Source organism: Kineococcus sp. NBC_00420 (assembly GCF_036021035.1).
In the GTDB taxonomy this organism is placed as follows: domain Bacteria; phylum Actinomycetota; class Actinomycetes; order Actinomycetales; family Kineococcaceae; genus Kineococcus.
Window position 1 is genome coordinate 2266849 of the sequence record NZ_CP107930.1, and the last position, 18890, is coordinate 2285738.

The 18890-nt window shown below is 73.3% G+C and carries 17 protein-coding genes; 7 read left to right on the top strand and 10 right to left on the bottom strand.

What is annotated here, in order from left to right:
- Positions 1 to 15 precede the first annotated feature (15 nt).
- Positions 16 to 1545 carry an FAD-binding oxidoreductase gene (locus tag OG218_RS11065; RefSeq protein ID WP_328293273.1) on the top strand — a complete coding sequence of 510 codons (1530 nt, stop codon included), beginning with the start codon at positions 16 to 18 and terminating at the stop codon, positions 1543 to 1545.
- Positions 1546 to 1573: 28 nt separating this feature from the next.
- Here the strand turns inward: OG218_RS11065 and OG218_RS11070 are convergent, their stop codons facing one another.
- On the bottom strand, positions 1574 to 2071 hold the full coding sequence (locus OG218_RS11070; protein WP_328293274.1) for a cell wall-binding repeat-containing protein: 498 nt from the start codon (positions 2069 to 2071) through the stop codon (positions 1574 to 1576).
- 598 nt (positions 2072 to 2669) lie between these two features.
- On the opposite strand from OG218_RS11070, the gene OG218_RS11075 reads away from it, so the two are divergent.
- Complete coding sequence (locus OG218_RS11075; RefSeq protein ID WP_328293275.1) at positions 2670 to 3617, top strand: ribonuclease Z; 948 nt, start codon at positions 2670 to 2672, stop codon at positions 3615 to 3617.
- A gap of 276 nt (positions 3618 to 3893) precedes the next feature.
- On the opposite strand, the gene OG218_RS11080 is transcribed toward OG218_RS11075, so the two are convergent.
- Both OG218_RS11080 and OG218_RS11085 read right to left on the bottom strand, forming a co-directional pair.
- Positions 3894 to 5213 carry an MFS transporter gene (locus OG218_RS11080; RefSeq protein ID WP_328293276.1) on the bottom strand — a complete coding sequence of 440 codons (1320 nt, stop codon included), beginning with the start codon at positions 5211 to 5213 and terminating at the stop codon, positions 3894 to 3896.
- Positions 5210 to 6304 (bottom strand): alcohol dehydrogenase catalytic domain-containing protein, encoded by a 1095-nt coding sequence (locus OG218_RS11085; RefSeq protein WP_328293277.1) that lies wholly within the window; start codon positions 6302 to 6304, stop codon positions 5210 to 5212. The genes OG218_RS11080 and OG218_RS11085 overlap by 4 nt, the downstream gene beginning before the upstream one ends.
- A gap of 157 nt (positions 6305 to 6461) precedes the next feature.
- Here OG218_RS11085 and OG218_RS11090 point away from each other — a divergent pair, with 157 nt between their 5' ends.
- Entirely contained in the window at positions 6462 to 7409 is a 948-nt protein-coding gene (locus tag OG218_RS11090; RefSeq protein WP_328293278.1) for a sugar-binding transcriptional regulator, read from the top strand.
- Here OG218_RS11090 and OG218_RS11095 read toward each other — a convergent pair.
- The 4 genes from OG218_RS11095 to OG218_RS11110 are packed head-to-tail and all read right to left on the bottom strand — an operon-like array spanning position 7396 to position 10577.
- Positions 7396 to 7824, bottom strand: a complete 429-nt coding sequence (locus tag OG218_RS11095) for a hypothetical protein (RefSeq protein ID WP_328293279.1) — start codon at positions 7822 to 7824, stop codon at positions 7396 to 7398. The two genes, OG218_RS11090 and OG218_RS11095, sit on opposite strands and share 14 nt — an antisense overlap.
- Positions 7825 to 7828: 4 nt before the next feature.
- Positions 7829 to 8857: a DUF2891 domain-containing protein gene (locus OG218_RS11100; protein WP_328293280.1), complete on the bottom strand. Its 1029-nt coding sequence runs from the start codon at positions 8855 to 8857 to the stop codon at positions 7829 to 7831.
- Positions 8857 to 9885: a DUF979 domain-containing protein gene (locus OG218_RS11105; RefSeq protein ID WP_328293281.1), complete on the bottom strand. Its 1029-nt coding sequence runs from the start codon at positions 9883 to 9885 to the stop codon at positions 8857 to 8859. Before OG218_RS11105 ends, OG218_RS11100 begins: the two co-directional genes overlap by 1 nt.
- Positions 9882 to 10577, bottom strand: coding sequence for a DUF969 domain-containing protein (locus OG218_RS11110; RefSeq protein ID WP_328293282.1), 696 nt, complete (start codon positions 10575 to 10577; stop codon positions 9882 to 9884). The genes OG218_RS11105 and OG218_RS11110 overlap by 4 nt, the downstream gene beginning before the upstream one ends.
- Positions 10578 to 10715: 138 nt before the next feature.
- Between OG218_RS11110 and OG218_RS11115 the strand changes: the two genes are divergently transcribed.
- Entirely contained in the window at positions 10716 to 11939 is a 1224-nt protein-coding gene (locus OG218_RS11115; protein WP_328293283.1) for a hypothetical protein, read from the top strand.
- Here the strand turns inward: OG218_RS11115 and OG218_RS11120 are convergent.
- On the bottom strand, positions 11915 to 12568 hold the full coding sequence (locus OG218_RS11120) for a GntR family transcriptional regulator (protein WP_328293284.1): 654 nt from the start codon (positions 12566 to 12568) through the stop codon (positions 11915 to 11917). The genes OG218_RS11115 and OG218_RS11120 overlap by 25 nt on opposite strands.
- A 61-nt stretch (positions 12569 to 12629) precedes the next feature.
- Here OG218_RS11120 and OG218_RS11125 point away from each other — a divergent pair, with 61 nt between their 5' ends.
- Genes OG218_RS11125 through OG218_RS11135 form a run of 3 tightly spaced genes read left to right on the top strand, consistent with a single transcriptional unit; the run spans position 12630 to position 16650 of the window.
- Positions 12630 to 13391 (top strand): LamB/YcsF family protein, encoded by a 762-nt coding sequence (locus OG218_RS11125; RefSeq protein ID WP_328293285.1) that lies wholly within the window; start codon positions 12630 to 12632, stop codon positions 13389 to 13391.
- 2 nt (positions 13392 to 13393) lie between these two features.
- The gene (locus OG218_RS11130; RefSeq protein WP_328293286.1) at positions 13394 to 14950 is read left to right on the top strand and encodes a 5-oxoprolinase/urea amidolyase family protein; all 1557 of its coding nucleotides are present in this window, start codon (positions 13394 to 13396) and stop codon (positions 14948 to 14950) included.
- Positions 14947 to 16650 (top strand): acetyl/propionyl/methylcrotonyl-CoA carboxylase subunit alpha, encoded by a 1704-nt coding sequence (locus OG218_RS11135; RefSeq protein WP_328293287.1) that lies wholly within the window; start codon positions 14947 to 14949, stop codon positions 16648 to 16650. Before OG218_RS11130 ends, OG218_RS11135 begins: the two co-directional genes overlap by 4 nt.
- A gap of 4 nt (positions 16651 to 16654) precedes the next feature.
- On the opposite strand, the gene OG218_RS11140 is transcribed toward OG218_RS11135, so the two are convergent.
- Both OG218_RS11140 and OG218_RS11145 read right to left on the bottom strand, forming a co-directional pair.
- On the bottom strand, positions 16655 to 18169 hold the full coding sequence (locus tag OG218_RS11140; protein ID WP_328293288.1) for an FGGY-family carbohydrate kinase: 1515 nt from the start codon (positions 18167 to 18169) through the stop codon (positions 16655 to 16657).
- Between the two features lie 82 nt (positions 18170 to 18251).
- A complete protein-coding gene (locus tag OG218_RS11145) occupies positions 18252 to 18755 on the bottom strand; it encodes a ribose-5-phosphate isomerase (protein WP_328293289.1) in 504 nt (167 codons plus the stop codon).
- Between the last annotated feature and the right edge of the window lie 135 nt (positions 18756 to 18890).

The following is an 18890-nucleotide window of genomic DNA, read 5'->3' on the forward strand; positions in this document are numbered from 1 at the left end:
TGAGAGGCTGGTGCGATGGGTGAACCCACCGCTCGCTCAGCGACCACGACCCGCAGGACGGTCCTGGCCGTCGGGCTCACCCTGGCCACGGCCGCCTGCGACCGCCCGGCTCCACCGGCTCGTCCGACCACGACGCCCACGCCCACATCCACGTCCACGCCGAGCTGGGACGACCTGTCCGCCCGCCTGCCCGGCGGTCTGCTGCGCCCCGACACCACGGGCTGGAACCCCTCGAACCTGCTCTACAACCCCCGCTTCACGGCCGCCCCGCAGGCCGTGGCCCCCGTCCGCACCGCCGACGACGTGGCGGCCTGCGTCGCCTTCGCCGCCGACTCCGGAACCCCGCTGAGGATGCGCAACGGAGGTCACTCCTACGGCGGCTGGTCCGCCGACGACGGGCTCGTGGTCGACCTGGCGGCGCTGAACTCCGTCGAGGTGTCGGCCGACGGGACGACGGCGAGCGTCGGGGCGGGCGCCACCCTCATCGACGTCTACTCGCAGTTGGGTTCCCGGGGTCTCGCGATCGGCGCCGGATCGTGTCCCACGGTGGGCGTCAGCGGACTCACCCTCGGCGGCGGGGTCGGCGTGCTCGCCCCCTCGTTCGGGCTCACCTGCGACCAGCTGCGCTCCGCGACGGTCGTCACCGCGGACGGGAGGCAGCAGACCGTCGACGGGGACGACGCCCTGTTCTGGGCGCTGCGCGGCGGCGGCCCCGGACTGGCCGCGGTGACGTCGTGGGAGTTCGCGCTGCGTCCCGCTCCCGACGTGGAGGTGTTCTTCCTGCGCTGGCCGTGGGAACGCGCGGCCGACGTCCTCGCCGCCTGGCAGGCGTGGCTGCCGGACGCACCGCGGGAACTGTGGTCCACGTGCAAGCTCCTCGCGAACCCCGGCGACGGCGACCGGGTGCAGGTCTCCGGGGCGTGGACCGGGTCGGCCTCCCTGGACACCGCCCTCGCGGGTCTCCTCGGCCGCCTCCCCGCGCCCGCCGCGAACACCCACCGCCGTCTCGACTACGCCGCGGCGATGGCCTACGAGGCGGGGTGTTCCGGGCTGGACGCGGCGGCGTGCACGACGAAGGCCCTCGACGGCGACCACCGGCAACCCTTCGCCGCGACCTCCTCGATGCTCGGCCGGGAACTCCCGGACGCCGGGGTCCAGGCGGGAGTCGCTGCGGTGCAGGCGGTCATCGACGCACCACCGGCCGGTCTGGTCGAGGCCGGGATGTCGTTCGACGCCCTCGGGGGCGCGGTGGCCGACGTCGCCCCCGACGCCACGGCGTTCCCCTGGCGCACCGCCCTCGCCACCGTCCAGCACACCGCCACCTGGACGGGACGGCAGGACGCCGCGGGTTTCGACGCCGTGGTCGCCGGGACCCGTGCGGCGCTGAGCCGGTGGACCGGGAACGCGGCCTACGTGAACTACGCCGACGCCGGGCTCCCCGACCGGGCGACGGCCTGCTGGGGCGACAACCTCGCCCGCCTGCGAGAGGTGCGGAAGACGGTCGACCCCGACGGCGTCTTCGCCTCACCCGGCACGGGAGACTGAAGCCGCCGTCGCGGCAGAGCGGGGACGCTCAGGAGATGTCGCACCCGGCGTGGTCGACGTACTGCTCGGCGTCGGCGAAGACGGCGTCGGAGACGCTCGGGGCCCCACCGGCGACGATGATCAAGCAGGGGCGGATCCGGGCGAGCTCGGCCCGGGTCGCGGCGGGCAGGCTGTCGCGTTCGGTCAGCAGCACGGGACCGAACCCCGAGAAGGTGTTGCCCAGGGCGAGGGCGTCGGGGAACGAGGTCCCGGAGGCGAGGAACACCGCGGACGTGGTGTCGTGGTCCCAGCCGCCCAGGGCGGAGATCTGGGCCGCGGTCTCGTAGCGGTCCGCGCCGGAGACGCGGAGGTTGCCGGCCGCCGTCTGCGACGACTTGGTCTCGACGCTGCGCAGGGTGTCGGCCGAGAGGGTGCGCGCGTGGCGGTCGGTCTGCGGGGCGTCGGTGGCGGAGGCCGCGCTCGCGGAGGCGACCGCGACGGCGGCGAGCCCGACGGCGGCGATGGAGGCGAGGGTCTTGGTGCGCATGGTCGGTTCTCCAGACGAGGTGGGGCCCGACGGGGTGGTCACCGCCGGTCCCGCAAGGTTTGCGGACCGGGGTCCCGGCCGACCACGATCCGCCACCGAGCAGCCGCCGAACGAGGAGCAGGTTCACCTGTCCTCGCCATCGAGACCCGCCTGGAGTCACCTGTGAAGCACAGCGAGTAGCCGACCGGCACTACCTGCAGCCGGTGGCACGACGGGTTGGGTTCGGGTGTCGACGCGCCGGGGCGCTCGCCCCGGTAGGTACCGACGTCCGGAACGGAACGCGACGATGAGCACCACCCCGTCGACCACGCTGGTCCCCACCCGCCTGGCGGTGCACAGCACGGGGGCGGCCCGACGGCGGCGTCGTGGCACAGCACGTTCGTGGAACTCCTGAGCCGTTGCCTCGACGACGCGCGACGGCACAGCGCCGCGGAAACCCTGAGGTCCTTCGTCGTCGGACGGAGCGACCTCGGCGACGAACTGCACCGACGCCCGGGTCCACGGCGCCCGCACCCTGGTCCCCGTGGAACGACCGGAGGAGTTCAGCGCGGGGCTGCGCGGTCGCGCCGTCCTGCGGCCGACTCGGCAGGATGGTCGGGTGAGCCCCCGCGAACTCGTCGTCCTCGGCACCGCCGGGCAGGCACCCACCAGGACCCGCAACCACAACGGGTACCTGCTGCGCTGGGACGGCACCTCGATCCTCTTCGACCCCGGCGAAGGCATCCAGCGTCAGATGCTGCACGCCGAGGTCTCCGCACCCCGTATCGAGCGGATCTGCGTGACCCACCGCCACAACGACCACTGCCTGGGCATCCCCGGCGTCCTGAACCGGATGGCCCAGGACGGACCGGGACGTGCGGTGACCCTGCACGGGCCGGTCGACGCGTTCGAGCACCTCCACGCGCTCGCCGTCGTCGCCGACGCGCACGTGGCGGTCACCGTCGAGGGGGTTCCCACCCTGGACGAGCCCGTCGACGTGGCCGAGGTCGCGGGGTGCCGGTTGACCGCGCAGGCCCTGGACCACCGGGTCCCCACGATCGGCTACCGGTTGGCCGAACCCGCGGGCCGGTCCTTCGACGCCGACGCCCTCGCCGCCGCGGGGATCAGCGGTCGCGACGTCGGGGAACTGGCACGACGGGGTGAACTCCGCGGGGTCCGCCTCGGCGACGTCTCCGTGGAACGCCCCGGGCAGGTGTTCGGCTTCGTGATGGACACCCGCCTCTGCCCGGCCGTCGAGGAGGTCGTCCGCGACGCCGACCTCGCCGTCCTGGAGTGCACGTACGCCGACCGCGACACCGACCTGGCCCTCAGCCGGGGGCACCTGACCGCCCGTCAGGCCGGGCTCGCCGCCGCCCGTGCCGGAGTGCGCACGCTGGTGTTGGCGCACTTCTCGCAGCGCTACCCCGACCTGGAGGAACTCGGACTCGAAGCCCGGGCCGCGATCGCGGAGGTCGGAGCCGGGACGACGGTCCACGTCGCCCGCGACCTCGACGTCGTCGCGGTACCGCCCCGACGTCACCCTGCGCCGGCGTCCCGGGCGTCGTAGCGTCGGGGCGTGAGCCAGCCGACGTTCGACCCCGCCGACCCGCCCGTCCCCGAGCTCGAGGAGGACGAGGACGTGCCGCCCCGTCCGGAGGAGGAGGTCGCCGACGCCGGCGAGGCTCCCTGAGCCGGGGCCGCTGGGGGTGCCGGGTGAGCGCCTGTGCGAGGCCGGGTGGCCCTCGAAGGCCCCACTGGTTCCCCGTCGTCCTCCCGCAGGACGGACCGGACGCGGGAAGCCCACCGCCGGGTGGCGATGGGCTCCCTCGATGGCCTGGGTCGGTCAGGCGGTGACCGTCTCCAGCTTCCCGTGCGTCGCGCGGACCTGGGGAACCCGGAGGAACTGCACCAGGACGAACGCGACGGCGTAGAGGCCGACGAAGGACCACACGACGGCCTGGTTGCTGCCACCGAGCTGCAGCACCACCCACACGACGGCGGATCCGAGGAACGTCGCCCCACCGGCGGCGGTGGTGTACATCGCCATCGCGGCACCCTTGTGGTCGGGGGCGAGCGCGGGCATGATCGCGCCCATCGGCACGAAACCGGCGAGGAGCATCCCGAAGACGCAGCCAGCGAGGACGGACAGGACGTAACCCCAGGTGCTGCCGGCGGGAACCAGCTGCGGCACGTACCACCAGAGCACGAGACCGCAGGCGGATCCGACGATCCCGAACCACTGAACGGTGCGCTGCCAGCCGATCTTGTCCCCGATCGCGCCGAACATGGCGTTCACCAGGATGTTCGTCGCGTAGACGCACACGGTCATGACCAGCCAGCGGGACTGGCCCCAGCCGCGTTCGGTGGCGATGACGGCCGGCAGGACGATGAACATCCCGAACTCGGGCGCGGTGTTGATGAGTCGCACCAGGAACCCCATGCCGACCTTGGGTTGCCGGAACGCCAGACGGACGCCCGAGGTCAGGACCTGTGCGGCTGACTCCTCCGCCGGGGCGATCCGCTGGTTCCCGCGCGGGTCGCGGACGCCGAGCCAGGCGATGAGGAACCCGATGACCACGAGGCCGATCGAGGCGACCATCGCGCCCGTCTCACCCGGGGTGCCGCCACCGAACAGCGGGATCGCCCCGACGGCGAACAGCGAGCCCAGCGTCGGCAGACCACCGGTGAACGCGACGTAGAACCAGCCGACGGCCGCGCCGTTGCGTTCTGGCCGGGTGGTGATGTTCACCCACACCAGGAACGCGAAGGCGAAGAGCGGGAACCCGAACCCCCGGACGGCGTAGGCGGCCGCGGCCAGCGGGAAGCTCTCCGCCTGCAGGGCGAGCAGGAACAGCACCTCGAAGACGACCCAGACGACGAAACCCAGGGCCATGACCCGGCGCGGCCCGAACAGGTCGGACAGGGCCCCGGACACGTAGCTGCCGACGAGGACGCAGAGGCTGTAGTAGGTGATGATGCTCGCGACGGCGCTCTCCGGTCGACCGAGCACGTCGACCAGGTGCGGGGTCAGGAAGTTCGACTCGACGCCGTTGCCGGTCATGAAGACCAGGACCCCGACGAAACCCCAGCGGAGGACCGGGGGGATGCCCAGTCGCTGCAGCCGGCCCTCCGACGGCGCGTCGGTCGTGCTCTGCGGGGTCACGACAACCCCGGGACGATGGACACCTTGACGGAGTTCGCCGAGTCGGCCACGAGGTCGAGTCCCTTCTGGAACTCTTCCAGCGGCAGCTGGTGGGAGCAGATCTCGTCCAGCGGCAGCCGGCCCGAGGCGATGAGCTTGAGCGCGGCGGGCCAGGTGTTCTGCCCCAGGTGGGCCCCCAGGACGTTCAGTTCCTTGTCGTCGCTGATGATCGACCAGTCGACCGACACCGGGTCCTTGAACACCGAGTACTCGACGAAGGTCCCGAGCTTGCGCAACAGGTTCAGGCCCTGCGCCACCGCCGACGGGTGACCGGTCCCCTCGATGTAGACGTCGGCACCGTAGCCGTCAGTGAGGTCCTTGACGGTCTGGACCACGTCGACCTCGGTGATGTTCAGGGTGAGGTCGGCCCCGCACTTCTTCGCCAGTTCCAGCTTCTGCGGCAGCGCGTCGAGGGCGATGATGCGCTTCGGGAACTTCGCGGCCGCACCGGCGATCATGCCGAGGCCGATCGGGCCGCAGCCGGCGATGACGACGGTGTCGTCGAAGCGGATGTTCGCCCGCTCGACGGCGTGCAGCGCGCAGGACAGCGGTTCGGCGTAGGCGACCTGCCACGGCGGGAGGTCCGAGGGCGCCTTGTGGACCAGCGCCTCCTTCGGCAGGACCATGTACTCGGCCATGGCGCCCGGGGTGCGGCGCTTGAACCCGAACATGTCGTGCGGCTGGCACATGTGGTAGTTGCCGGTGTTGCAGTAGCGGCAGTTCCAGCACGGGACGATCTGCTCGGCGACGACGCGGTCGCCTTCCGACACGCCCCAGCGGGCGGTCGCCTCGGCGTCGATCCCGACGACGCGGCCGGTGAACTCGTGTCCGGGGACGACCCCGGTCTCGGTCCACGCCGGGCGGTTCTCGTCGCCCCAGAACTTCGCGGCGCCGTGGTAGCACTTCAGGTCGCTGGCGCAGATGCCGACGGCCTCGACCTTCAGCAGGATCTCCCCCGGTCCCGCGACCGGGACGGGGATCTCCTCGAGGCGGTAGTCCTCCGGTCCGTGCACCACGACGGCTCGCATGGTCTGTGGTTCAGTGCCGGTCATCAGCTGCTCCCTCGCAGAGTCCGTCGACCCCTCACGGGTCCGTCCTGTCCTGACCCTAGGACCGGCCAGCACAGATGTCCAGCACACATGTGCACGGCCGACTCGAGTGCCCTCCCCGCCGCTGGGTAGCGTGGCGGCCGACACAGGAGGTGGGGGCGTGGTCAAGGGACCCAAGGGAGACAGCCGGTTCCCACTGGCGCTGGCGCACACCGCCGCGACGCTCTACTACCTGCAGGACGCGACCCAGGCCGAGATCGCGGAGCGACTGGGCACGTCCCGCGCGACCGTGAGCCGTCTGCTGCAGGAGGCGCGGGACCGGGGACTGGTCCGCATCGAGGTGCTGCCGCTCCCCCGGGAGGACCCCGACGACCTCGCGGAACGGCTGCGCACGGCCCTCGGGCTGGAGGGGGTCTGGCTGTCGCCCGCCACCACGACCCAGCACGTGGCCGAGGCCGTCTCGCCCGTCCTGGCCGTGCTGCTCGCCGGCCTCGGCCTCGTCGCCGGGGACGTGCTCCTGGTCTCCTCGGGGCGGACCGCCTACGAGATCGCCCGACGCGAACTGCCCGCGTTGCCGGGCGTCGTCGTGGCCCCGATGGTCGGCGGCCAGGACGAGGCCGAGGCCTGGTACCAGACCAACGAGATCACCCGTCGCGTCGCCGCCGCCGTGGGCGGGACCCCGCGGTTCCTGCACGCTCCCGCGTTCCCGGGGCGCGGGCTGCGGCGCAGCCTGGTCGCGGACCCGGAGTTCAAGCGGTTCACCGCGCTCTGGGAGAGCGCCCGGTGCGCGGTCATGGGCGTGGGCGCCCCTCCGCTGCAGCGCGACTCGATCCCGAGCTTCGTCCCCACCGCGGAGACCCCGTTGCGCGACGCCGTCGGCGACGTCGCCTCCCGCTTCTACGACGCGCACGGCGTGGAGATCTCCTACGACGGCGCCGACCGCCTCATCGCGATCCCGCTCGACGTGCTGCGGGCCGTCCCGCACCGCATCGCCGTCGTCTACGGGGCGGTGAAGGTGCCGAGCGTCCTCGCCGGCGCCCGCGGCGGCTTCTTCAACCACCTCGTCACCGACCCGGCGACGGCCGCCAAGCTCCTCACGGCGGCGTGAGACCCCACGCGTCCCGGTCGTCGTCGGCGAGCCGTTCCAGCACCGCCGCGAGCTGGTCGCTGCGCAGGTAGGAGGGGTTGCTCCCCGCCGCCATCCGGATCACCTCCGCCGCGCGGAACCGGCCGTCGGCGAGCAGCGCGGACCGCTCGACCGGCGCTCTGAGGGGCAGGAGGTCGAGCTCCACCCGGTCGTCGTCGCCCGGGACCCCCGCGAGCCGTCCCACCGCCGCGACCCCGGGGTCGCGCGCTCCGCTCACCCACAGCAGGCACGGCTGCCCGGCGGCCATCAGGCCCAGCCGGTAGCTCGGGCGCAGGCATCGTCGCACCGCCTGCCATCCCGCCGGCTCCAGTTCCGCGGGCCGACCGGCCGACTTCACCAGCCAGCAGGCCACGTCGTCGTTCGACAGCCGGCGCACCCGCTCATCGTGGCCGAGGTCCGCCGAGGTCGCCCGCCCGAGCGGCGAGGGCCCGCGCCGCGAACGTCCCCAGCCAGTGAGTGCTGGCGTAGCCGTCGGCGGACAACGCCTCCAGGCCCCGCCCGAGGTGCACGTCGGCGGCCCCGGAGAGGACGCCCCGCCTCGAGTCGGTCGGGTCCAGCGCGGCGGCCAGGTCCGCCAGGGCGGCCGCGCGCGAGAGGTTCAGCCCGTCGAGGTGGCCGAGGCGGCCGTCCAACCGGTCGGGCACCGCGACCGGTTCGAGCAGGGTCCGGGGTTCCCCCTGCGCCAGTCCCGGCCAGAACCCCTGCAGCCACGGCGGGAACTCCTCGGCGGGGAGCAACCGTCGCACCAGGTCGGCCTCGGCCAGACCCGGCGAGAGGAAGTCCTCTCCCGACGGTTCCCAGGTCAGGGGGGCGTCCCGGTCGGGCAGGAACCAGTCCGTGGCCGTGGCGCGCACGGCGTCGGCCAGGTCGTCCCGGCCCAGCACGGGAGCCGCGTCGAGGAGCAGGCCGAGCGAGAACGCGGAGTTCGCGTGGGTTCCGGCGCGCACCGGACGCCCCGCCCGCGGCAGCCAGTCGAGGACGAGGTCGGCGACGGCGTCGGCCGCGGGGCGCAGCGCCGATCCCCAGGCGGGGTTCGCACCGGTCCAGGCCCGGCACTGCGCGGCGAGGGTCACCAGCCAGGCCCAGCCGTAGGGCCGTTCGAAACCCGGCGACGTCACCAGGGCGAGGGTCTCGCGTTCGAGGTCGGCCGCGGTGAGGTGGTCGTCGAGAACGGCCCGCACCGCCTCGACGTCGATCTCCTCGGGGTGGTGCTCGAGGAGGAACACCAGCAGCCAGTGCGTGTGCACGGCGGAGTGCCAGTCGTAGCACCCGTGGAAGGCCGGGTGCGCCGCCCTCGGCCGGACCAGGTCCCCGGGACCCCGGAGTTCCGTCCCCGGCGCGTGGGGGAACTCCCGCCGCACGTTCGCCACGGCCGTCCGGGCCAACCGCCCGGCGAGCGGGGCGAGCATCAGAAGGCCAGGAAGTACATCAGGACGACGTTCGCGACGAGCAGCGGGACGGCCGTCGGGATCTGCTGCCGGATCACGGCGTAGTTGCTCCTCAGTTCCAGCAACGCCACGGGGACGACGTTGAAGTTCGCGGCCATCGGGGTGCAGAGCGTCCCGCAGTACCCCGACAGCATCCCGATCGCGAACACCACCGGCGGGTTCCCGCCCATGGCCTCGACGAGCACCGGGTAGCCGATCGCCGCGGTGAGCACCGGGAAGGCCGCGAAGGCGTTGCCCATGACGACGGTGAACACCGCCATGCCGACGCAGTAGAGGATCACCGCCGGCAGCAGCGCGCCGTCCGGCAGGACGGCCGAGACCGTGGTGCCGATGGCGTCCCCGACCCCGGCGGTCGCGAACACGAGCCCGAGCACCGACAGCAACTGCGGCAGGACGAGGGCCCAGCCGAGGTCCTCGGTGAGGCGACGTCCTTCGGTCAGGGCGAGGGCCGGCGTCCGTTGCCGGAACAACCACATCCCGACCGGGACCGCGATGATCCCCGCCGCGGCGAGACCGATGACGGTCTCGCTGCCGCTCTGGAGCAACGGCTGACCGCCGACGGTGATGTCCTTGCCCACCGTGGCGCACAACGCGGTCACGACCGGGATGATGAGGACCGGGACGAAGAGACGGTTCCCGAACCGGGCGGCGAGCACCTCGCGCGTCGCGAGCAGCGTCGTCCCCGCACGACCGGCCGGGGAAGCGGGGCCGTCGACGACCGCGGCCGTCCCTCCGCCCGCGGCGGACCCGCTGCGCGCCAACCGACCCGTCCCCGCGATCGCGGCGATGGCGACGATCGCGAGTCCGAGCGGCCACCCCGGCGCGGTCTGCGCCACGACGAACGAGCTGTAGGGGAAGCAGAGGCCGAGCAACGCCCAGAACGCGCCGCTCGTGGCCCGGCGGGGGTTGCTCCGGTCGCGGGCGACGAGGGCGCCGACGACGAGGAAGAAGAACCCCATCACCCAGTAGAACCACTCGACGCGGATCACCCCGCCACCTCCGACGTCCCGAACTTCGCCATCTCCCGGGCCAGCCCCCGGTCGGTGAGCAGGCTGCGGGTGCCGTGGACCAGCAGCGCCACCACCGCGGTCGGGATCGCCCAGAGCGCCAGCTGCAGGGGTTCGAGCGTGTAGCCGTAGGTCGTGTCGACGAAGGAGGTGATCAGCAGCACGGCACCGACGGCGACGAAGATGTCCTCACCGAAGAACGCGCCCACGTTGTCGGTGCTGGCCGCGAACGCGCGGATGCGCTGCGAGACCGCGTCGGGGAGGGGCCCGAACCGGCGGACGGCCGCGGCCTCGGCCATCGGCGCGACCAGCGGCCGGACGGTCTGGGCGTGGCCGCCGATGCTCATCAGGCCGATGGCCGCGGTGACCTGGCGGATCACGAAGTAGCCCGCGAGGATCCCGCCCGTGCTCAGCCGGGACATCTTCGACACCAGCCGCCGGGCCTGTTCCTGCAGACCGTTGCGTTCCACCATCCCGATCACGGGGAGGACGAGCAGGAAGATGCTGACGGACCGGGAACCGGCGAAACCGGTCCCGAACGCGTTCAGCACCTCGACGGGGGTCATCCCGCCGAGGAAACCGGTCACGAGACCGGCGACGGTGACGACGAGCATGGGGTTGAGCCGCAGGGCGAAACCCGCGACCACGACGAGGATTCCGAGGAGAACGAGCACTTCCGCGCCTTTCCGGAGGACGAACGGGAGGTCGAGTGTTCCCGGCGACGCTAGGGATCGTTCAACGATCGCGCAAGGGGTACGGTCGGACCAGTTTCCGCAGGCAACTCCCGGTCGAGCCCCCGAGGTGACGTCGACATGCCCACCACCAACCGCACCCCCCACGACAGCCCGTCCCGTCCGCTCCCGCCGACGGTGGAGGAATCCCGGCTCACCGCCCCGGTCGCCGAGCAGGTCCTCACCGCGTCCGGGTTCTCGACGCTCGTGGCGGAGTTCACGGCCGCCGCGAGCACGGCGAGCACCCTCGACGCCCTCCACGCCGTCGTGCGCGACCACGGCACCCGGCTGTGGGAGAGCGCCGTCCGGCGGGCGGGGAACCGACCGGGTTCCGACGGCCTGGACCCCTACGACGACCGCCCGCTGTACTGGGCCCGCACCGCGACGGGTTCGGTGCTGCGCAGCCTCGACAACGACGTCCTGGAGGTCCAGCACCAGCGCCTCGCCCTGCTGCACGTCCTGGACCGGACCTCCCGCGGCATCGACCGCCCGCTCTGGCCGGGAGCCGCCGCAGGGGACCTGCGCGTCGCGGTGAGCGGTTTCGACCCCTACGGCCTCGACGCCGACGTCCGGCACTCCAACCCGTCCGGATGCGCTGCGCTGCAGCTGGACGGCGCGACCTTCGACACCCCGGCGGGGCGTGTCGTCGTCCGGTCCGTCGTGCTCCCGGTGAACTACGGCGACTTCGACCAGGGGATCGTCGAAGACGCCTTCGGCCCGGCCCTGCTCGCGGGAGCGGACCTGATCACCACGATCAGCATGACCAGCCGCGGGCGGATGGACGTGGAGAAGTGGGCGGCGAACGCCCGCGGCGGCACCCCGGACAACAGCCGCGACCAGCACTTCGGGCCGGTGGGCCGCGCCGCCCGCTGGGCCCAGCCCGACCAGAACCCCGAGTGGATCGGGACGACCCTGCCACACGCGGCGATGGTCGCGGCAGGCACCGGCCCCTGGCCCGTCGTGCTGAAGCAGGGGATCCGGGAGTGGCCTGCCGGGTCGTTCCCCGACCCCGCGGCGCTGCGCTCGAACCCCGACCCCTCGCCCGGCAGCACCGCGGCGGCCGGGACGGGCGGCGACTACCTCAGCAACGAGAGCATGTACCGCTCGAACCGGTTGCGGCTCGCCCTCGGGGCGGACGACGTCCCCGGCGGCCACCTGCACGTCTCGGCGATCGTCGACCCCGTCGACCCCGCGGCGATCACCGACGCCGCGTTCGAGGAGGACCGCCGCGCGGTCGTCGACCAGACGATCGCGCTGGTCCGTGCCGCGGCCGAGGCCGTTCAGGCGGAGCGGCGGTCGCGGTAGGCCTGCAGCACGCGCCCTTCGGCCTCGTCGAGGTAGCTGCGCAACTCCCTGGCCGCCGCGACGCCACCGCGTTCGAGCAGGGTGTCCAGGACGACGTGGTTGCGCGCGAGGTACGAGCCGTGGAAGTCCTCGGGGGAACCGACGACGTGGAAGGCGAGACGCATCTCGTTCCAGATGCTCTGCATGAGTCCTTCGATGCGGACGCTGCCCAGTGCGGTCAGGGCCCGGTGGAAGTCGATGTCGGCGGTACCGACCCCGATCCAGTCCCCCGCCGCGGCGAGGCGCTCGGCGCGTTCGAGGGTCTCGGCGACGTCGGCGAGGCCGTCGGTGCGCCGGCCGTGGTCGCGGACGGCGGCGCACTCCACGAGTCGCCGGGCGTCGTAGAGCTCGTGGACGTCCTGTTCGCTGGGGACGCGGACGAACACCCCGCGGTTGAGCTCGTGGACCACCAGCCGTTCCTCGGCCAGCATCCGGAACGACTCGCGCAGCGTGTTCCGCGAGACCTCGAAGGCCGTGCAGAGCTCGGGTTCGGACAACCGCGAGCCCACGCCGTAGCTGCCGTCGAGGATCCCGTCCCGCACCAGGTCGGCGACCCGGTGCGCGCGACCGGAGCGGTCCTGGGGTTCCACGTCGTGGACGGTACCAGCGGGACCTCTTGCGGAATCGTTGAACGATCGGCAGGATCGCTCCGTGGCCACCATCGATCTGAACGCCGACGTCGGCGAAGGCTTCGGCCGTTGGGAGCTCGGCGACGACGACGCGGTCCTCGCCACGGTGACCAGCGCCAACGTGGCCTGCGGGTTCCACGCCGGGGACCCCGCCACCATGACCCGCACCGTGGCGAGCGCGAAGCAGCGCGGGGTCCGCATCGGCGCCCACGTCTCCTACCGCGACCTCGCCGGGTTCGGCCGCCGCTACGTCGACGCGAGCGAGGACGAACTCACCGGGGACGTCGTCTACCAGCTCGGCGCCCTGTCCGGCGTCGCCCGCACGCTGGGCGCGCAGGTCGACTACGTGAAACCCCACGGCGCCCTCTACAACACCATCGCCCACGACGAACGGCACGCCCGCGCGGTCATCACCGCACTGCTCAGCTTCGACGCGTCCCTCCCCCTCGTCGGCCTCGCCGGGTCACCGCTGCTGGAGCGGGCCCGTGCCGCGGGACTCACGGTCGTCGCCGAGGCGTTCGCCGACCGGGCCTACACCCCCGAGGGGAACCTCCTCTCCCGACGTGTTCCCGGGGCAGTGCTGCACGACCCGCAGGAGATCGCCGACCGGATGGTGCGGTGGGTGAGCGACGGGACCATCACGGCCGTGGACGGTTCCGAGGTGCCCGTCGCGGCCGAGTCCATCTGCGTCCACGGCGACTCACCCGGCGCGGTCGAGATGGCCCGGGCCGTGCGCAGCGGACTCGAGGGTGCGGGCGTCACCGTCCGCGCCTTCGCCGGTTGACCGTGCGGTTCCTCCCCTGCGGGTCCGACGGCCTCCTCGTCGAGGTCGCCGACCTCGACGAAGCCCTCGCCCTGCACGCCTCGCTGACCGCCGGGCCCCCGCCCGGGACGACGGAACTCGTCCCCGCCGCGCGCACCGTCCTCATCCGCTTCCAGCCCCTGCTGACCAGTGCCGCCACCCTGGCCGCCGCGGTGCGCGACCGGTCCCTGTCCCGTGGCGCGACAGCGACCGGAACCCTCGTCGAGATCCCCGTGCACTACGACGGCGAAGACCTCGCCGAGGTGGCCCGGACGTGCGGGATCGACGTCCCCGACCTCGTCCGCCGGCACACCGCCGCGACCTGGACGGTGGCGTTCACGGGTTTCGCGCCGGGTTTCGCCTACCTCGCCGGGGACGACCCCGTCCTCGACGTCCCCCGCCGCGGGACGCCCCGGACGACCATCCCCGCCGGGTCCGTCGCCCTCGCCGGCCGGTTCGGCGGGATCTACCCCCGGGCCAGTCCGGGAGGCTGGCGGTTGCTGGGACGGACGTCGGCCACGACGTGGGACGTCGAGCGAGCCGAACCGGCCCTGCTGCGGCCGGGCATGCGCGTCCGGTTCGTCGAGACCCCCGAGCCGCCCGTCCCCGCGGTGCCCCCGCCGGTGCGGTGCGAACCCGTCGAGGCGCCGTTCCTCGAGGTCGTGGCCCCGGGAGCGCAGACCCTCGTCCAGGACCTCGGCCGTCCCGGCCGGTCCGCGGAAGGCCTCTCCCGGTCCGGTGCGCTGGACCGCGCCGCGCTGCGCCGGGCGAACCGCCTCGTCGGGAACGCACCGGACCTCGCCGCCCTCGAGGTCGTCGCCGGGGGGTTGCGGGTCCGGGCCCACGGACGCCTCGTCCTCGCCCTGACCGGCGCCCCCGCGGAACTCACCGTCACGACCCCGACCGCGACGTTCCCGGTCGCCGCGGACCGGGCGTTCGCCCTCGACGCGGGCGAGGAACTCCTCGTCGGGAGTCCCGCCCATGGGCTGCGGTCGGTCCTGGCCGTGCGGGGCGGCCTCGCGGTCACGCCCGTCCTGGGCAGCCGCTCCACCGACCTCCTCTCCGGTACCGGACCGGACCCGGTGCGGGCCGGGAACCACCTGCCCGTCGGCCCCTCGCCCCGGAGTCCGGTCACCCTGGGGACCGCTGCGGTGCAGGACCTCCCCGCTGGCGGGGAGGTGGTGGAGATCGACGTGCGGCTCGGCCCGCGCGACGACTGGTTCACGACCGGGGCGCTCGACCGCTTCGCCACCCAGGAGTGGACGGTCACCCCGCGTTCCAACCGGGTCGGCCTGCGTCTCGACGGAGAACCCCTGGAGCGCCGGGTGCCGGGCGAACTGCCCAGCGAAGGAACGGTTCCCGGTGCGATCCAGGTCCCGCCGGACGGGCGGCCCGTCGTGTTCGGCGCCGACCACCCCGTCACCGGCGGCTACCCGGTCATCGCCTGCGTGGCCGCCCACCACCTCGACCTGCTCGCGCAGGTCCCTCCGGGGGCCCGCATGCGTTTCCGCCCCACGACACCAGGAGGAACGTCGGCGTGAAGAAGGTCCTCATCGCCAACCGCGGCGAGATCGCGGTCCGCATCGCCCGCGGCTGCGCCGACTACGGCATCGCCTCCGTCGCGGTCTACGCCGACGCCGACGCCGACGCGCTGCACGTCCGCACCGCCACCGAGGCGTGGGCGCTGCCCGGGACCACCCCCGCGCAGACCTACCTCGACGCGGCGAAGCTCCTCGCGGTGGCGCGCGCCAGCGGTGCCGACGCCGTCCACCCCGGGTACGGGTTCCTCTCCGAGGACGCGGGGTTCGCCCGCGCCGTCGAGGACGCCGGGCTCACGTGGATCGGTCCGACCCCCGACACGATCGAACGGCTCGGCGACAAGACCGCCGCCCGCGAGATCGCCCGCTCGGTGGGCGCACCGCTGGCCGCGGGCACCCCCGGGCCGGTGTCCGGGGTCGAGGAGGTCCTGGCGTTCGCGCGCGAGCACGGGCTGCCCCTGGTCGTAAAGGCCGCGTTCGGCGGTGGCGGTCGGGGGATGCGCGTCGTGCACGACCTCGAGGAGGTCCCCGAGGCCTACGACTCCGCCGTCCGCGAGGCCGTGGCCGCGTTCGGACGCGGTGAGTGCTTCGTCGAGCAGTACCTGGAACGCCCGCGACACGTCGAGGCACAGGTCGTGGGTGACGGCCGTGGGAGCGTCGTGGTCGTCGGCACCCGGGACTGCTCGGTCCAGCGGCGCAACCAGAAACTCGTCGAGGAGGCCCCGGCACCGTTCCTCACCGCGGCGCAGCACGAGGCCGTCGTGACTGCGGCGCAGAAGATCTGCGCCGCGGTCGACTACCGCGGCGCGGGGACGGTGGAGTTCCTCGTCGGGGCGGGTGGGGTGGTCTCGTTCCTCGAGGTGAACACCCGCCTGCAGGTGGAGCACCCGGTCACCGAGGAGACCACCGGGATCGACCTGGTGCGCCAGCAGTTCCTCGTCGCCGACGGCCTGCCGCTGGAGGTCACGGAGACCCCCGCACCCCGCGGGCACGCGTTCGAGTTCCGCCTCAACGCCGAGGACCCGGGTCGGGGTTTCCTGCCCACCCCCGGCGCGGTGGAACGTCTCGACCTGCCCGGCGGTCCAGGGGTCCGCGTCGACAGCGGGGTCACGACGGGTTCCGTCGTGGCCCCGGCGTTCGACTCGCTGGTGGCGAAGCTCGTCGTCCACGGCCGCGACCGTCGGCACGCGCTGCGCCGGGCCCGCCAGGCGTTGGCGGAACTGCGCCTCGACGGTTTCCCGACCGTCGCGGGTTTCCACCGCCGACTCCTGGAGGACCCCGCGTTCACCGACGACTTCGCGGTGCACACGCGCTGGATCGAGACCGAGTGCGACTGGCTCGGCGACCTCGCCGCGGACCGACCGCTTCCCCCCTCCGACGACGCGGTGGTCCGCACCTGGGTGGAACTCGACGGCCGGCGGTTCACCCTCGCCCTGCCCGCGGGTCTCGCTCAGGCGAACCCGGCACCCGTCGCCCCGCGAGCGGTGACCGACGACGCCGTGCTGAGCGCTCCGGTCGGCGGCAGTCTGGTGGGCTGGGACGTCGTCGACGGCCAGGAGGTCCGGGTGGGTGAGCACCTCGGCGCGATCGAGGCCATGAAGATGGAGACCCCGCTGCTCGCCCACCGCGCGGGCCGGATCCAGCTGACCGCGACGCCGGGCCGGCAGTTCCACGAGGGGGCCGAACTCGCCCGGATCGGGTGAGGGCTCAGCGCCGGGTGCGGCGTTCCAGCGCCGACAACTGGTGCTGGAGGTCCGCCGTCACCTCGTGCAGGCGGCGGTAGGCCGGGTACAGCTCGGCGTAGACCTCGGCGGCCACGGGATCCGGTTCGGTGACCGATTCGACGCGGTTCCAGGTGGCGTCCACGTCGACGGCGCCGAGGGCGACCGCGGCGAACTTCGCGTCCCCCAGGGCGGCCCCGACCCGTTCGGCGGGGAGTTCCTGGCGCAGGCCGGTGACGTCGGTGACGATCTGCGGCCACAACGGAGATCCCGTCCCACCCCCGACGGCGACCACGCGGCGGATGTCGACGCCCGCGTCCCGCATCACGTCGAGGTTGTGCCGCACCCCGTAGGCGGTCGCCTCGAGCAGCGCCCGGTCGACCTCGCCGCGGGTGCTGCGCAACGTCAGGCCCAGCAACGCGCCTCGGGCGTCGGCGTCCGCGAACGGTGTGCGCTCCCCGGCGAAGTAGGGCAGCGCGAGCAGCCCGTGGGAACCCGGCGGTACGGCGGCGGCCTCGGCGACGAGGTCCATCACGTCGGGTGAACCGCTCGTCTCCCGCCACCACTCGACGGCGCTGCCGGAACTCGCCATGCCCGCGGCCAGGGTGTCCTGCCCCGGACGGACCCCGGCCGTCCCCCACAGCGCGGGGTGGACCCGGGGACCGTCGGTGACGGCGATGAAGAACGTCGTGGAGCCGTACATGACCATCAGGTCCCCGGGCCGGCCGACGTCGACGCTCTCCGCCTCCGCCCACGCGTCGCAGGTGCCGGCCGCCACGGGCGTGCCGAGCGGGATCCCCGTCGCCGCGGACGCCGCGGCCGTCACGGTGCCGATCCGTTCGGAGGGCCAGACGAGCCGAGGCATGGGCAGACCCTCGGCGACCTCTTCGCAGCGGTCCTCGATCCAGGCCGCCTCGTGGCGGTCGTAGAGCGGGGTCGTCTGGCTGGCGGAGTGCTGGTCCAGGACGTACTCGCCGGTGAGCTTGAAGGCGAGGTAGGAGTTCGACATGAAGAAGTGGCGCGCCCGGGCGAACACGTCGGGTTCGTGGCGGCGCAGCCACTCCAGCTTCCCGCCGGCGGCCTGGGTGGACATCGTGGAACCGCAGCGGCGCAACAGGTCCTCGGCGCCGTAGCGCTCCTCGAGGTCGGCGGCCTCCTGGACGGAGCGGGTGTCGACGCCGTAGAGGATCGCGGGACGCAACGGGCGCCCGTGCTCGTCGGCGAGGAGGACCGTGGGGCCGATGCCGCTGGCGCCGACGGCCACCACCCGGCCGTGGGCGACGTCGGTCGGGTCAGCGGCGCGGACCGTGAGTTCGCGGGAGACGGCGCAGAAGTCGTCCCACCACACGGCGTCGGCGTCGTGCTCGACGTAGCCGGGGCGGGGGTTGTCGGTCCGGTGCCGGCGCGAGGCACGGGCCAGGACCCGTCCATCGAGGGTCGTCAGCACGCCCTTGCTGCTGCCGGTGCCGATGTCGACCCCGAGCAGGAGATCCCGCTGCACCGTCCACGCCTCCCTGCGCCGATCCTGCGCCGCATCCTGTCACCCGGGGACGGGAGTCAGGACGCGGCGCCGGGCCGGGGGCTCAGCAGGAGGAGGCGGCCACGTCGGCGTCGGTGTTCGCGGTGGTCTCGTAGCCGCTGATGGCGTCGACCTTCTCCGCCGAGGCGGAGGTCTCGTCGAAGACGTAGCCCAGGAACTCCTTCGCCAGACGGCGGGCGAGCTCCTTGCCGATGACCCGCTCACCCAGGGTCAGGACCTGGGCGTTGTTGGAGAGCACCAGACGCTCCACGGAGAAGGAGTCGTGCGCGACGGAGGCCCGGATCCCCGGGACCTTGTTCGCCGAGATCGCCACGCCCATGCCCGTCCCGCAGACGAAGATCCCGCGATCCGCCTCACCCGCGGCGATCTTGCGCGCCCCGGCGACGGCGACGTGGGGGTAGGCCGTCTTGTCCGTGTCGCTGTCGACGCCGACGTCGAGGACCTCCTTGACCCGGGGGTCCTTCAGCAGGTCGGCCTTGATCGCGTTCTTGTAGGAGACACCGGCCTCGTCGGCGGCCAGCACCACACGCCACTGCAGATCAGTCATGTCCAGGTTCTCCCTCGATGCTCGGCGGCGGTGGTCCGGGTGACCAGGGCCGGGGGCGGCTCCCGCGGCGTCGCAGCGGTGGAGGCCCCGCACGGGCGCGCAGTGCGCACTCACCCGGTTCAAGCGGATCGGGCG

What these genes read in the sequence shown, in the direction of transcription:
- OG218_RS11100 (WP_328293280.1), bottom strand. Translation starts at nt 8,857, where the DNA reads ATGCTCGCCCCGCTCGCCGGGCGGTTGGCCCGGACGGCCGTGGCGAAC.
- OG218_RS11085 (WP_328293277.1), bottom strand. Translation starts at nt 6,304, where the DNA reads ATGACCGGCACTGAACCACAGACCATGCGAGCCGTCGTGGTGCACGGA.
- OG218_RS11065 (WP_328293273.1), top strand. Translation starts at nt 16, where the DNA reads ATGGGTGAACCCACCGCTCGCTCAGCGACCACGACCCGCAGGACGGTC.
- OG218_RS11115 (WP_328293283.1), top strand. Translation starts at nt 10,716, where the DNA reads ATGCCCACCACCAACCGCACCCCCCACGACAGCCCGTCCCGTCCGCTC.
- OG218_RS11070 (WP_328293274.1), bottom strand. Translation starts at nt 2,071, where the DNA reads ATGCGCACCAAGACCCTCGCCTCCATCGCCGCCGTCGGGCTCGCCGCC.
- OG218_RS11145 (WP_328293289.1), bottom strand. Translation starts at nt 18,755, where the DNA reads ATGACTGATCTGCAGTGGCGTGTGGTGCTGGCCGCCGACGAGGCCGGT.